Source organism: Mycobacterium sp. 1245111.1 (assembly GCF_001673405.1).
In the GTDB taxonomy this organism is placed as follows: domain Bacteria; phylum Actinomycetota; class Actinomycetes; order Mycobacteriales; family Mycobacteriaceae; genus Mycobacterium.
Window position 1 is genome coordinate 1 of sequence record NZ_LZLV01000088.1, and the last position, 13,489, is coordinate 13,489.

Below are 13,489 nucleotides of genomic sequence, written 5' to 3' on the forward strand. Positions count from 1 at the left end.
CACGGAACCTGATCTACGCCTTTACCGCCACGGCCATCGCCTCAAGCGCCGCCCTGGCGATGTCCCCCAACGCCGGAGCCGACCCCGCGCCGCCCGCGCCGATCCCCGCCCAGCAGCTGCCCGGTCTGCCCGCGCTGCCGGCTCTGACCGAGTTGAGCCCGATCATCCAGCAGGCCGCCGGCAACCCCGAGCAGGCGACCCAGTTGCTGATGGCCGCCGCGCAGGCGTTCAGCAAGAACCCCTCGGCACCCGAGGAATCGAAAAACGTTGCGGCGTCGGTGAACCAGTTCGTCCAGGCGCCGGACGCGGCCTCGACCGCGCACGTCGTCCCGCCCGGTGTGGAACCGGGCGCCCAGGCACACCTGCCGATCGGGATCGACCCGGTCCACGCGGCAGGGCCTGCGCCCGCCGCCGCGCCCGCGCCCGTCCCGGCGAACGCCGTTCCGGTGGCCGCGACACCCGCTCCGGCCGCAGCTCCCGCGCCGGCGCCTGAGGCCGCCGGGCCCCAGGCTGCGGCTCCGGGGTTCAGCCCGGACGCGCCGCCCACCCAGGACTTCATGTATCCGTCGATCAGCAACAACTGCGGCGGCGACGGCGGCACGGTGATGGCTCCCGTGCTGTCGGTGGCGGGTCCGGCGAAGATCCCCGCGCCCGGCCCCAAGGCCGGGCAGACCGCCTACGTGTTCACCGCAATCGGGACCTCGGGACCGGCCGAGGTGCAGAAGCTACCGCTCAACGTCACCTGGGTGAACCTGACCACCGGCAAGTCGGGCAGCGCGACGCTCAAGCCGCAGGCCGACATCAACCCGCAGGGGCCGACCACGCTCACCGCCACCGTCGACACCGGCTCGGGCAGCATCATGTCGACGGTCTTCGGGCAGGTCAGCACCAAGGACAAGCAGTGCCAGTTCATGCCCACCATCGGTTCGACGGTGGTGCCCTGACCTAGAGAATCCTGGACGCGAGCGTGCGTAGCCGCACGCTCGCGCCAAAGCAGTCTCTAGTAGGCCATAAAGAGGATGGCGTCCCGGTCGTACTCCAGACCGGGGTGCGCGCTGGCCAGGTGGGCCTGCGTCAGGTCGACCAATTCGTCTTCGTCTTTGCCGGTGATCGCCTCGCCACACGGACAGTTCAGATGCGTCTTCACGATGTCGCCTTCCCGGCTGCCTTCTTGGCCGCCTTCATCTGCTTCTTGTACGAACGAACCTTCTCCATTGACCGTGCATCTGCAATGTCAGCGACCGACACATAACTGCCGGCCTTGCCGAAATCGCCTGCAGCGGCCCGCCAACCCTTGGGTGTCACCCCGTACTGCTTGCCGAGCAACGCCAGAAATATCTGCGCCTTCTGCTCACCGAACCCGGGCAGTCCCTTGAGCCGTCGCAGCAACTCGGGCCCGTCGGGATCGCCGGCGGTCCATAGTCCGGCGGCGTCGCCGTCGTAGCGGTCCACGACGATCTGCGCCAGCGTCTGGATGCGCTTGGCCATCGAGCCCGGAAACCGGTGGATCGCAGGCCTTTCCGAGCACAACGCGGCGAACTTGTCCGGGTCGTACTCGGCGATCTCGGCCGCATCGAGACTGCCCATTCGGTCCGCAATCTTTTTCGGGCCCGCGAACGCGGTCTCGAACGTGACCTGCTGGTCGAGCAGCATCCCGATAACGAGCGCGAGCGGGCTTTCGGACAGCAATTGATCGGCGGCGGTGTCCTGCGCTAGGCAGATCTGCACGGTCACACCGTGACTCTAGCCCGCGGCGGCCGCCGCTTACGGGCGTACCGGCCTGATAAATAGGGGCGATCGACCGATGCGCGCCGAGTCCCGCATGGGCGAAGATCCTGGTCATGAGCATCAACGATCAAGCCGGCACGGTCCGCCAATTCGTGGCGTCGCGTGAGGCGTTCTCGACCGCGTGGATCACGGGGACCAAGATCTGGCAGGCCGTCTACACGGTCGTTTTCGTGGGTTTCGTCGGGTTTGCCGTGACGATGATGTACAACACGGCACGGGGCGCCAAGACACCACACATCCCGCGCTACACCGGGCTGTACGTCATCGCGGTGCTGTTGGGCGTCAGTGCGGTCTTCGGCGTCTACATGCTCTGGCGGTGGCGGCAGAAGTACGTCCTCACGGTCACCGGCGACACGCTCACCGTCGCGCCGCGCGGAGAGGTCTACTCGCTCGCCGACGCTCGACTGGGGATCTGGCCGAATATCGGGGTGGCGCTGCACATGCAGTCTGGGGGTCACCGGTTCGTGCTGGGCGGGGAGGAACGCAGCATCGGCCCGGCGACCCGACTCGACGCGGAGCCCACCGAGCTGGTCGACGCCCGGCTACCGGCCTCCGAGTTCGACGAGCTGCTTCGGCTGGGCGGACGCGCCGCCGCGCGCGGGCCGGCCCCGGGCGAGCCGACTCGATGCATTCTGTTTCCGAACTCGCAGACAATCACGACCACGAGCCCGTTCGCATTCCGGAAGAAACAGCGACTGGTGAATTCGCTCGGCCGGGCTCAGCTGTTCATCGACGTCGACAACGACACGATCCGGGTGGTCGAACCCGAGACTCACGCGGTCGATGCCTCGGCCGCAGTTTCCCGAATCACCGCGACCCCGCTTTCCTACGAGCAGCGCGCGGATGAGTCCAATCGCGTCTACAGAACGCCGGTCCTGACGTTGTCCGTGCCTGGGCTGGCCCCGCTGACCTTCGGTTGCGCGCTGAGCGGGCAGCGATTCGCCTGGACCGGTTCGGCGCGGCTGGTCAAAGATCCGCCGGCCTACGTGCTCTCCGCCGCCGACTGGCGGACACTGATCGAGAAATTCGCCCTGGGCGGCCTGTCCGCCGACGCCGCGAGGAAATCCTGACGGCGATCGAATTCGTCTTTCCCGCAGCAGTTTTCGGGATGGCTACGGCAGCCGAGAAGGAGCTCGAGGGCTAACCGCTCTTGCGGCGAAACTCGCGGCGATTGCCGGCCGCGCCGTGCGCCCGCGAGCCCTTGGCGCCGCGGTCCTTGTGATCGGCTCCGCCCGACGAGTGCGCCTTCTTGCGCTCCAACGCCTCGCGGAACTTGCGCTTGTTGTCGTCCTCGGACGATTCGGCCCCCGACTTGGTTCCAGCCATAGCCCGCAGCCTAGCGCTCCCGGCGCGGTTCAGCGGATTTCACCGCACGCCCGGCGGCATCCCGTAGACGTGCGCGATCGGCAACGTCAGCACCACGCGCCGGTCGGTGACCATCGCTTGCCGGTAGTCGTCCCAGTCCGGGTGCTCACCGGCGATGTTGCGGTACAACGCAATCAGCGCTTCGACGGTGTCGTCACCCGGTGCTGCGGCTGGCGGCGTCAGCGTCGCGGTGCCCTCGGCGACGGCGTAGGACCAGCCGTCGTCGGAGCTGACGAGCAACGACGCCCGCGGATCCCGACGCAGGTTGCGGGTCTTGGCCCGCGGCTCGGTGACCGACACCTGGATGGTGGTCGTGCGGGCGTCGAAGTAATACGACACGTTGGACAGCTGTGGCCGCCCGTCACGCTTGAGCGTGGCCAGCACGCCGAGCGAATTGTCCGCGATCACGGCCAGCAGCTTGTCGTCGAAAACTTGGCGCCCCATGCCGAAAGCCTACGGGCCATTTCGACGACGTGGCTACGATCGCGCTCATGACCCACTTCGCGGCCTTCCTGCGCGGCGTCAATGTCGGCGGCGTCAACCTCAAAATGGCCGACGTCGCAACCGCGTTGACCGACGCCGGCCTCGCCGAGGTCCACACCATCTTGGCCACCGGCAATGTGACCCTGGATTCGCCGAAGGGCGCCGACGCGGTTCGTGCGATCGCCGAAAAGGCACTGCGCCAACGGTTCGGCTACGACGCCTGGGTGCTGGTCTATCCGATCACGAAGCTGCGGTCGATCGTCGACGGCTATCCCTTCGAGGCCGACGTGGACGGATACCAGTCCTACGTCACGTTCGTCAGCGACGGCGATGTGCTCGACGAGCTGGCGGCGCTTCACGCCCAGGGTGACGAGAAGATTCAGCGCGGCCCCAAGTCAACGGGCGTGATCTATTGGCAGGTGGCCAAGGGAAAGACGCTGGACAGTACGATCGGCAAGACGATGGGCAAGACGAAATACAAGTCGTCGACGACCACCCGCAATCTCCGCACATTGGTCAAAGTGCTGGGCACTCAGTCGTCGGCGTAAGCCTCCAGATACCGCAGCGCCTCGTCCTTGCCGAGACCGAGCCCGCGCGCGACGTCGAGGTAGGCACCCGCGGCGGCGGCCATCGCGGTATCCGCCGGATCGGCCCGAGCGACGAATGTGCCGAAGCGGCCCCGGGTTTCGACGATGCCAGCCGATTCCAGCTCTCGGTACGCCCGGGCCACGGTGTTGACGGCGAGACCCAGCTCGCCGGCCAACTCGCGCACCGTCGGCAGCCGCGCGCCGGGCGCCAGCGTGCCGGCCCGGATCGCCTCGATGATCTGGGTGCGGAGCTGGTCGAACAGCGGCCGGTCCGCTTGCCCGTCAACCCGCAGCCACTCCCCTAAATCCACCTGCTCAGTATCCCGTAGTCCGGCTATCTTGGTGGGGTGCGTATCACGGTGCTCTCTGGCGCGGGCATCTCTGCGGAGAGCGGCGTGCCGACTTTCCGCGACGACAAGAACGGGCTCTGGGCCAAATTCGACCCCTACGAGTTGTCCAGCGTCCAAGGCTGGGAACGTAACCCCGAACGGGTCTGGGGCTGGTATCTGTGGCGGCACTACCTATGTGGGACCGTCGAACCCAACGACGGTCACCGGGCCGTCGCCGCCTGGCAGGACCACGCCGAGGTCAGCGTGGTCACCCAGAACGTCGACAACCTGCACGAGCGCGCAGGTAGCTCGCCGGTGCACCACCTGCACGGCAGCCTGTTCGAGTTCCGTTGCGCGACATGTGGTTTGCCATACACCGGCGAGCTTCCCGAAATGACCGAGCCCGCACTGGAAGTCGAGCCGCCGTCGTGCACCTGCGGCGGTCTGATCAGGCCCGACATCGTCTGGTTCGGTGAGGCGTTACCCCAGGCGCCGTGGCAGCACGCGGTGGAATCCACGACCAACGCCGACGTGGTCGTGGTGGTGGGAACCTCGAGCATCGTTTACCCGGCGGCGAGCCTGCCGGAGGCGGCCCTGGCTCGCGGGATCGTCGTCGTCGAGGTCAATCCCGAGCCGACACCGCTGTCGGACAGTGCCACGATCACGGTTAGAGAATCCGCCAGCACGGCCCTGCCGACGCTGCTGCAACGGCTGCCCGCGCTGTTGAACTAAGCCGGACGGCGCGCCCGCCCGATCACGAATTCGGACGTCGGCACCGGCACCCACGCCGGAAATAGGTGATCGGTCCGGGTGTTTTCGATCTGGAATCCCGCGGAACGAATCGACTGCTCGGTATGGCGATGGGCGTGGCAGTTCCCGGCCAGCCGGGGCCACAGCGTGGTCGCGTCGACGAACCGCTGCAACCCGCCGCGGGCACCGCTGCTGGCCACATGCTCCAGGTAACGCAGCTCGCCGCCGGGCTTCAGCAGGGAAAGCGCTTGCCGTAGAACTGAATCGGGCTCGGCGACAGAGCACAGCACCAACGAGAACACCACCGCGTCGAACGGCGCGTCGGACGAGAAACTCTCCACGGTGCGGTTGGTCACCTCGACCGGGACGGCTGCGGTAGCGGCAGCCTCGCGGGCCAGTCCGACCAACTGCTGCTCGGGCTCGATCGCGACGACCTGCTCGACGGTGTCGGGGTAGAACGCGAAGTTGCTCCCGGTGCCCGCACCCACCTCGAGGACCCGACCGGACAATCCCGCCAGGTTCTCCCGACGGGATTGGCGCATCTGCTCGGTCTCGTGGGCGGCGATCGTGGTCCAGATCCGGGCGAAGAACGGGTGGTGGACGGTTTCTGCCGGAGACGTCATGCCTGTCAGCCTTTCGGGCTAGGAAGATCGCCGCGTCGACGACCCGAGCGCGGTCAACCTTTCCACCACCTCTTGTGGTGTGGCATCGGCGCCGACCAGTCCCGCCACCATATTCCCGGAGACGACGGCGCGCAGCACCCGCTCGGTGAACGCTTCGGCGTCGCCGAACGGCAGATGCGGCTTGGCGATCAGCAGCGCGGCGACCCCGTGCGCGGCACTCCACAGCTCCAAGGCGATTCCGGTCGCGTCACCCGCCGGCAGCACGCCCTCGCTCATCAGCGCTTCGACCGTGACGCACATGTGCTCGAAGGCCGAACTGGCAAGCGCGGCATCGACATTGCTGTTGGACTTCCACTCGCTCATCGTCGCGATCCGGTACAGCTCGGGGTTTTCGACGGCGAACCGGACATAGGCCAGCCCTTGCGCGCGCAGCACGTCGATGGTGTCCGACTGCCTGGCGGCTACCCGCTGCATCTCCTCGTCGAGCTTCTCGAAGTAACGGGCACACACCGCGTCCAGCAAGGCATCCTTGTCCCGGAAATGCAGATAAATCGACGGCGGGGTCACGCCGACGCGTTCGGCCACCGAGCGGATCGACACGGCCTTCGCGTGCCCGATGTCGAGGAGGAGTTCGGTTGCCGCATCGAGGATTTCGTCGCGCAGCAGATCGCCGGATCCGCGCGGCGCACGCCGCCTGCGAAGAATAGACGGGTCAGCGACCATCGGCGACCGTCACGGCAGGTCGGGCGGCCGTTACGACCGAATCCCGATCGGTTTGACGGTGCCGCCCGCCGGCCGGTTCGTCCTGGACCGGCAGCGCCGCGGCGGCCGATTCGCTGATCCCGAACCGTTCGTGCAGCCACCCAAGCGGCTTGGGCGCCCACCAACTCCAGCGGCCCAGAACGTGCATGAATGCCGGCACCAGCACCATCCGCACCAATGTCGCGTCGGCCAGCACGGCCAGGGTCAAGCCGGTACCGAACATCCGCATGAAGGACACCTGGGCAGCGATCAACGCCGCGAACGAGATCGACATCACCAGAGCGGCGGCGGTGACGACGCGACCGGTGCGGGCCAGCCCGAGCGCCACGCTCTCGTCGTTGTCGGCGCGCTTGGTGCGGTTGTCGGGTGGCTCCGGATGAGCCGCGACCGCGGCCAACCAGTACTCCCGGATTCTGGAGACCAGGAACACTTCGTAATCCATCGACAGGCCGAACGCGACGCAGAACAACAGCACCGGGATGTTGGCCACCAGCGTGCCGCTCTGCGTGGTTCCCATCGCGCCGAGGTGGCCGTCCTGGAAGATCCATACCAGCGCACCAAATGCCGCGGTCAGCGATAAAACGTTGCACACCAATGCCTTTAGCGGCAGCAGCACACTACCGGTGAGCAGGAACAGCAACGCAAAGGTGATGATGCCGATCAGACCAAGCACCAATGGCAACCGGGCGGTGATCGCGTGCACGCTGTCGCGGTTGATCTGGGCCATCCCGGACAGCTGGACCGATTGACCGGCCGGACCGGGCACGGCATGCAACCGATCGAGCTGCGTGTCGGACGCGTTCGAAAACAGCGGCGCCGTGCTGGCAACCGTCAAAAATGCGCTGCCCCGGTCCATTCCGGTAGCCGCTGACGGCGGGCCGACTTGTCTGCCGGCCACGAACGTCCCGGTTGGCGCCGAGACGGCCGACACGTCGGCCACTCGTGACAGGTCGGCCGCATAACGGCTGAGGTCGCCCGGACGCACCCCTCGAACATCCGGGACGACTACAGACACCGCGGTCGCCGAATCATCGGCGAAATCGTGACGCAGCTGATCACCGACTGCGTGTGCCGACGCCGACTTCGGCAGCACCCGATCGTCGGGCATCCCCCACTTGACTCCAAAGAATGGAAGTCCCAATACAAGCAGCAGAGCGACCACAGCCAGACCGATCGGTATCGCGCGTCGCGTCATGAACTTGGTGGACCGGTACCAGAACAACTGCTCGACGGGCTTGTGGACCGGGTCCGGCCGACCGAGGATCCGACGCCCGAGCTTGCGAACGTCCAGCGCATCCAGCCGCGGCCCGAGCAGCACAATCGCCGCCGGGGTCACCATGATCGACGCCACCGCGACAAAGGCGACCGTGGCCACCCCGGCGTACGCGAACGACTTCAGGAAGTACATCGGGAACAGCACCAATACCGACATCGACAGCGCGACGGTGGTCGCGGAGAACAACACCGTCCGTCCCGCGGTGGCCATGGTCCGGATCAGCGCCTCTTCGGTGCCGCTGCCGTCGGCCAGCTCGTCGCGATAGCGGCTGATGATCAGCAGCGTGTAGTCGATGGCCAGGGCCAAGCCGAGCGCGCTGCTGAGGTTCAGCGCGTAGATCGACACGTCGGTGCTGAAGCTGATCAGCCGCAGTACCGACATCGATCCCACGATGGCCAGCCCGCCCAGGCAGACCGGTAGCGCCGCGGTCAGCAGCCCGCCGAATACCCAGATCAGCACCAGGAAGCTCAGTGGGATCGCCAGCGACTCCATCAACAACAGGTCGCGCTCGTTCTGGTGGTTGATCTGGCTGTAGACCATCGCCGTCCCGCCGGCGCGCACCGTGACGCCGTCGCGGTCGTGCACGACCCGTGTCGCGATCTTCTTGGCGTAGTTCTGCGCGTTGTTCTCGCCGCCTTTGAGGTTTGCCACGATCAGTCCGGACTTGCCGTCCTTGCTCACCAGATCGGCGGCCAGGTGCTGACCGCCGGATCCCGCGGCCGCGGAGGGCCCGGCCCATGCCGAGACGACGTTGTACACCCCGTCCGACCCTTGGACTTGCCCGACGATGTCGGCGGCGACCCGACGAGCTTGCTCGCTTTGGGCGCCGGCCGGCGCGGTGATCAACAGCACCAGCTGCTGATCGCTCTGGCCGAACTTGTCGGTCAGCAGCTTGATCGCCTGCGCCGACTCAGACGCCGGGTCTTGAAAGCCGCCGGCGGACAAGCTCTTGGCGACCGGCAGCCCGAAGACCGCAGCCGCGACCAAAACCAGTACGGCAGCTGCGAGTATGCGCCGTGGCCCTGCGATGGCAAGGCGGGCGATCCGTTGCAGCATAGCCGTCCCTCCCGTTGAATATCATTGGTAACTTATCAGCGATAAGTTACCAATGCAACCTCTGCGCGCGTCACCTACGCCTCATCAGAGGGAACGAGACGGATACCCACAATGGTTCACCGTGACGGCCCGATAACCAGGACATTTGCGGAGCATATGTGGTTGAACGTCTGCCCAATAGGTGTCTTCCAACCATCCGGACCCGAAGTCCGGTGAGTGGATACTTACCGCCGGCCTTACCGGGAAGTAACAATTGCCACGATTTTCCGAATCGTGACTCAAAGATTCCTTAAACGTTGCCCATACGCTCACAGACATGTGGATCGATGACTCCAGTGCCGACGTGATCAAAGTTGATTTCGAGGCCCTTTACCACGGTGATTTCCTGGTGGAGGGAGAGTGCTCGGAGCAGCTCGAAGACGGGCATCTACTGCCCAACGCGAGCTAGTCGCGCGAGGCACGCTTCGCCGAGCGTGACCCCGTCGAGGCGATCGTGAGCCTCAGTGTTCCTTTGACGTTTTTCCAATGAGCGAAAAGCCCCCGCCGCGGCGGGGGCCTTTTGCTGTGCAAGTCAGCACCGGCCGGGCTATACCCAGTCGGCCAGGACGGCTTCGGTGTCCGCTCCAGGCTGCCCCGGCGGCCGCGGCTGGTCTGTCTGCGAGCGGGAGAACCGCGGCGCGGGCAGCGGCTGCAGTCCGTTGCCGGCTTGGTAAAAGGTGTTCCGCTCGGTGATGTGTGGCTCGGTCTCGACCTCGCCGAAGGCCAGCACCGGCGTCACACACGCGTCGGAGTCGGCGAACACCTTGGCCCAGTGGTCGCGGTCCTTGCTCGCGAACGCTTGAGTGAACGCCGCCCGCAACTCGGGCCAGCGGCTGCGGTCGTTCTGCTCCGGCAGGTCCTTGGGATCCAGCCCGAGGCCGGCCAGCATCGCGGCGTAGAACTGCGGCTCGATGGCGCCCACCGACACGTAGCGACCGTCGGCGCATTCGTAGGTGTCGTAGTACGGCGCGCCGGTGTCGAGCATGTTGGTGCCGCGCTCGTCGGTCCACAGCCCAAGGGCGCGCATCCCCCACATCATCTGCACCAGCACCGAAGAACCGTCGACCATCGCCGCGTCGACCACCTGGCCCTTGCCCGACGTCTGCCGCTCGAACAGCGCCGACAGGATCCCGAGCAGCAGGAACATCGACCCACCACCGAAGTCGCCGACCAGGTTCAGCGGCGGCACCGGCCGCTCGCCTGCCCGGCCGATAGCATGCAGCACGCCGTTCAGCGAGATGTAGTTGATGTCATGGCCGGCCTGCTTGCTGCGCGGGCCGGTCTGCCCCCACCCGGTCATCCGGCCGTAGATCAGCCGCTCGTTGACCTTGGCGCAGTCGTCTGGGCCCAGCCCCATCCGCTCGGTGACACCCGGCCGGTAGCCCTCGATCAGCACGTCGGCCTTGGCGACGAGCTTGAGCACCAGATCGCGGCCCTCGTCGGACTTGAGGTCGGCGATGACGAACCGGCGGTTGCGCAGCATCGGGTCGGACCCGGTGGCGCCCGGCCGGTCGACGCGCACCACGTCGGCGCCCAAGTCACCGAGGATCATCGCGGCGTGCGGGCCCGGCCCGATTCCGGCGAGCTCGATGACTCGCAAACCTGTTAGCGGACCCGCCATGATCTCCCGACCTCTCTGTCGAAGGTGCGTCTCCACTGCATCTTGACAGTCGCCCCGAACGACGCTGCACCCCGGTGGCTAACGTGGCGATCGCAAGCGCGGCACAGCCGGGCGCAGCGGGTCGCCCCGAACGACGCTGCACCCCGGTGGCTTACAGTCGAGTCCATGACCGCCATCGATTCCGGGATCGACGCCCTGACACCCGTCGAGGGGCTTGCCGTCAGCCTCGCCGACGGCGTGCTGTCGGTGACGATCGACCGTCCGGACAGCCTGAACTCGCTGACGCTGCCGCTGTTCGTCGGGATCGCCGAGGCGTTCGAGCGGGCCGCCCACGATCCACGGGTCAAAGTGGTGCGATTGGGCGGTGCGGGCCGTGGGTTCTGCTCCGGAGCCGGAATGAGCGCCGACGACGTGTCCGGCGCCGGTCCCGGGGAGGAGCTCGTCTCGGCGGCAAACCGTATGGTCCGCGCAATCACCGCGCTGCCGCACCCGGTCGTCGCCGTAGTTCAGGGTCCGGCGGCGGGCATCGGCGTCTCGCTGGCTTTGGCTTGCGACCTCGTATTGGCTTCGGACACAGCATTTTTCATGCTCGCTTTCACCAAGATCGGCCTGATGCCCGACGGCGGCGCCTCAGCGCTGATCGCCGCGGCGATCGGCCGGATCGGTGCGATGCGAATGGCTCTGCTGGCCGAGCGACTGCCCGCCACCGACGCCCTGGCGGCCGGGTTGATCAGCGCGGTCTACCCGGCCGACGACTTCGAGGCCGAGGTGGACAAGGTGGTTTCCCGGCTGCTGTCCGGCCCGGCGGTGGCGTTCGCCAAGACCAAGCAGGCCATCAACGCGGCCACGCTCACCGAGTTGGAGCCGACCCTGCAGCGCGAACTCGAAGGCCAGTCAATCCTGTTGAATTCGCCCGACTTTCGCGAGGGCGCACGGGCCTTCCAGGAGCGCCGCACGCCCGCCTTCACGGACATGTGAGCACCGACAGCTGAGGCTCACAGCCCGAACAGCGGCGGCAACCCCAGTAGGACGACGAGCGTCCAGACGAAGTGGGTCAGGATCGGCGCCAGCACACCGCCGGTGGCGCGACGCTCGAGCGCGCACACCGTCCCGAGAACCAGCGCGGCGAACGCCAGCATCAGGTTCTGACTGCTCGCCAGCGTTGCGATGGCGTAGATGACGGTGGAAATCAGCAGTGGGTGGTACCGGCCCAGCGCCGTGTACAGCGCGCCGCGGTAGAACAACTCCTCGCCGATGGCGGCCAACAGCGCGATGGCCATCGTCAGCCGCCACGAGCCCTGATCGGTGTAATGCAGCAACCGGGTGACGAGCTCGGCGGCCGCCGGGATCTGCCGGACGATCAACCCGCCCAGGATGAAGACTCCCCCGAGTAGCAGCCCAATTGTGCTGCCGCTGACCACCGGACGCTGATTGCGGCCCCGCCACCGTGCGCCACCGAGGTGCAGGGGCCCCGACACAAACGCACCCAGCGCCCACACTCCCGCCAGCACCAGCGACCACCAGTAGAACCCCGGTTCGCCGGGGTGCTTGCGCAGCGCCAGGCTCAAAGTCGCGGCACCCAGAACCAGCACGACCGCGACCACGATTCGCCTGCGCCGCACGACGCCCGGCGGTTCGTTGTGCGGCACAGCGACATTGACGACGCCGCGGCGGATCTCTTCCAGAGCACTCGGCTGGGAATTCACGTCACTCACTCCGCCTTTCCTCCCGAGTTTTCAGGTCGCACTGCCCTGTAGATCGTCACCGGCGGGACCCATTCAATCGCACTTTCCGTGCCCGGGTGAGCAAGATGTCGAGCCCGGTCCGCAGGGCACCCGCGATCGGGCCGGGGACAGCGTCGACCAGTCCGAGGCCGGGACGCGCAATCGATGGAGTCACAATCGCCGCGAGCCGACGCAGCCGCAACGCATCGCCACCGGCCCAGGCGGGATCGCTGTCGGCGAGATGATGTGGGTCGGCCAGCGCGTTGACCGGACGCGGCCGGCGATTCGACAGTGCCCGGCCGATCGCGTCCTCGACGGACAGCAGCCCGCCCTCCGGATCGGGCACCAGATCGCGCAGGCCCGTCCCACTGGCCTGCATCGGATAGTCCAGCGACTCGACCAGGTCGGCGGCCAGCCCGTCGGGCACCGGGAGCACGACCCCGGTCACCCACGAAGCCAGCGTGGTGTCGAGCCCCCAGACCGGCAGGCCGGTGTGCCACTGGCCGGACGCCCGGGCGTATGTCTTCAGCAAGCCGCGATAGGACGTGGTGTCAGGCCCCGCGATGTCGTACGCGCCGGGCGGAACCCGCTCAGGGTCGGCGGCCGGGACGAGATAATGCAACAGGTCGCGGATGGAAATGGGGTCGATCGGATTGTCCATCCACGCTGGGACCGGGATCAGCGGGAAACGGTCACCGACGTACCGCAGCATCTCGAACGACGTCGAGCCCGCCCCGAGAATCACCGCGGCGCCCAGCCAAACCACTTCGGGTCCGCCTTCGATGCTCAGCGCGTCGGCCACCTCGGCGCGGCTGCTCAGGTGCTCGGACAGCCCACCTTCGCAAGGGACAAAGCCCCCCAGGTAAACGATCCGGCGCACGCCGCGCTGGCCGAAGCCGGCCCGATCGACGTCCTCTATTACTTGGTGCACGCAATCGGTCAGCCCGGTTTTCGCGACGCCGACCGGACGTCCGCCGCAAATGTCGCCGCCGCCGCGAAAACTGCGGGGGTGCGCCGGATCGTTTACCTGGGGGGCTTTGTCCCTTGCGAAGGTGGGCTGTCCGAGCACCTGAGCAGCCGCGCGTG

The 13,489-nt window shown here is 67.0% G+C and carries 17 protein-coding genes; 6 read left to right on the forward strand and 11 right to left on the reverse strand.

Translation table 11 applies throughout. From position 1 onward, the window contains the following. The first annotated feature begins 8 nt into the window (after positions 1 to 8). Complete coding sequence (locus A5658_RS12270; protein ID WP_067334800.1) at positions 9 to 944, forward strand: hypothetical protein; 936 nt, start codon at positions 9 to 11, stop codon at positions 942 to 944. A 56-nt stretch (positions 945 to 1,000) separates the two neighbouring features. On the opposite strand, the gene A5658_RS12275 is transcribed toward A5658_RS12270, so the two are convergent. Both A5658_RS12275 and A5658_RS12280 read right to left on the reverse strand, forming a co-directional pair. Then, complete coding sequence (locus A5658_RS12275; protein ID WP_067334757.1) at positions 1,001 to 1,147, reverse strand: DUF1059 domain-containing protein; 147 nt, start codon at positions 1,145 to 1,147, stop codon at positions 1,001 to 1,003. After that, on the reverse strand, positions 1,144 to 1,728 hold the full coding sequence (locus A5658_RS12280) for an HhH-GPD-type base excision DNA repair protein (RefSeq protein WP_067334803.1): 585 nt from the start codon (positions 1,726 to 1,728) through the stop codon (positions 1,144 to 1,146). The genes A5658_RS12275 and A5658_RS12280 overlap by 4 nt, the downstream gene beginning before the upstream one ends. A 113-nt stretch (positions 1,729 to 1,841) precedes the next feature. Between A5658_RS12280 and A5658_RS12285 the strand changes: the two genes are divergently transcribed. Then, on the forward strand, positions 1,842 to 2,858 hold the full coding sequence (locus tag A5658_RS12285) for a hypothetical protein (RefSeq protein WP_067334760.1): 1,017 nt from the start codon (positions 1,842 to 1,844) through the stop codon (positions 2,856 to 2,858). A 70-nt stretch (positions 2,859 to 2,928) separates the two neighbouring features. Here the strand turns inward: A5658_RS12285 and A5658_RS12290 are convergent, their stop codons facing one another. Together A5658_RS12290 and A5658_RS12295 are read right to left on the reverse strand one after the other, a co-directional pair. Then, complete coding sequence (locus A5658_RS12290) at positions 2,929 to 3,114, reverse strand: DUF5302 domain-containing protein (protein ID WP_067334764.1); 186 nt, start codon at positions 3,112 to 3,114, stop codon at positions 2,929 to 2,931. A 39-nt stretch (positions 3,115 to 3,153) separates the two neighbouring features. Continuing rightward, positions 3,154 to 3,597 (reverse strand): PPOX class F420-dependent oxidoreductase, encoded by a 444-nt coding sequence (locus A5658_RS12295; protein ID WP_067334767.1) that lies wholly within the window; start codon positions 3,595 to 3,597, stop codon positions 3,154 to 3,156. A gap of 47 nt (positions 3,598 to 3,644) precedes the next feature. On the opposite strand from A5658_RS12295, the gene A5658_RS12300 reads away from it, so the two are divergent. Next, positions 3,645 to 4,184 carry a DUF1697 domain-containing protein gene (locus A5658_RS12300; protein WP_067334806.1) on the forward strand — a complete coding sequence of 180 codons (540 nt, stop codon included), beginning with the start codon at positions 3,645 to 3,647 and terminating at the stop codon, positions 4,182 to 4,184. Here the strand turns inward: A5658_RS12300 and A5658_RS12305 are convergent. Continuing rightward, on the reverse strand, positions 4,169 to 4,534 hold the full coding sequence (locus A5658_RS12305) for a GntR family transcriptional regulator (protein WP_067334772.1): 366 nt from the start codon (positions 4,532 to 4,534) through the stop codon (positions 4,169 to 4,171). The genes A5658_RS12300 and A5658_RS12305 overlap by 16 nt on opposite strands. Positions 4,535 to 4,570: 36 nt before the next feature. On the opposite strand from A5658_RS12305, the gene A5658_RS12310 reads away from it, so the two are divergent. After that, a complete protein-coding gene (locus A5658_RS12310) occupies positions 4,571 to 5,284 on the forward strand; it encodes an NAD-dependent deacylase (protein ID WP_067334775.1) in 714 nt (237 codons plus the stop codon). Here A5658_RS12310 and A5658_RS12315 read toward each other — a convergent pair. The 3 genes from A5658_RS12315 to A5658_RS12325 are packed head-to-tail and all read right to left on the reverse strand — an operon-like array spanning position 5,281 to position 9,019. Then, entirely contained in the window at positions 5,281 to 5,925 is a 645-nt protein-coding gene (locus A5658_RS12315) for a class I SAM-dependent methyltransferase (protein ID WP_067334779.1), read from the reverse strand. The two genes, A5658_RS12310 and A5658_RS12315, sit on opposite strands and share 4 nt — an antisense overlap. Before the next feature lie 18 nt (positions 5,926 to 5,943). Then, positions 5,944 to 6,648 carry a TetR/AcrR family transcriptional regulator gene (locus tag A5658_RS12320; RefSeq protein WP_067334783.1) on the reverse strand — a complete coding sequence of 235 codons (705 nt, stop codon included), beginning with the start codon at positions 6,646 to 6,648 and terminating at the stop codon, positions 5,944 to 5,946. Next, a complete protein-coding gene (locus A5658_RS12325; protein WP_067334787.1) occupies positions 6,638 to 9,019 on the reverse strand; it encodes an MMPL family transporter in 2,382 nt (793 codons plus the stop codon). Before A5658_RS12325 ends, A5658_RS12320 begins: the two co-directional genes overlap by 11 nt. 316 nt (positions 9,020 to 9,335) lie before the next feature. On the opposite strand from A5658_RS12325, the gene A5658_RS29100 reads away from it, so the two are divergent. Then, entirely contained in the window at positions 9,336 to 9,467 is a 132-nt protein-coding gene (locus A5658_RS29100) for a hypothetical protein (RefSeq protein WP_255361332.1), read from the forward strand. A gap of 138 nt (positions 9,468 to 9,605) precedes the next feature. Here A5658_RS29100 and A5658_RS12330 read toward each other — a convergent pair whose 3' ends face one another. Next, complete coding sequence (locus tag A5658_RS12330; RefSeq protein WP_067334790.1) at positions 9,606 to 10,679, reverse strand: CaiB/BaiF CoA-transferase family protein; 1,074 nt, start codon at positions 10,677 to 10,679, stop codon at positions 9,606 to 9,608. A 165-nt stretch (positions 10,680 to 10,844) separates the two neighbouring features. Between A5658_RS12330 and A5658_RS12335 the strand changes: the two genes are divergently transcribed. After that, positions 10,845 to 11,657 (forward strand): enoyl-CoA hydratase, encoded by an 813-nt coding sequence (locus A5658_RS12335; RefSeq protein ID WP_067334793.1) that lies wholly within the window; start codon positions 10,845 to 10,847, stop codon positions 11,655 to 11,657. Between the two features lie 17 nt (positions 11,658 to 11,674). Here the strand turns inward: A5658_RS12335 and A5658_RS12340 are convergent, their stop codons facing one another. Continuing rightward, positions 11,675 to 12,394, reverse strand: coding sequence for a CPBP family intramembrane glutamic endopeptidase (locus tag A5658_RS12340; protein ID WP_067334796.1), 720 nt, complete (start codon positions 12,392 to 12,394; stop codon positions 11,675 to 11,677). Positions 12,395 to 12,440: 46 nt separating this feature from the next. Then, positions 12,441 to 13,472, reverse strand: a complete 1,032-nt coding sequence (locus A5658_RS12345; RefSeq protein WP_369830514.1) for an NAD-dependent epimerase — start codon at positions 13,470 to 13,472, stop codon at positions 12,441 to 12,443. Positions 13,473 to 13,489 lie beyond the last annotated feature (17 nt).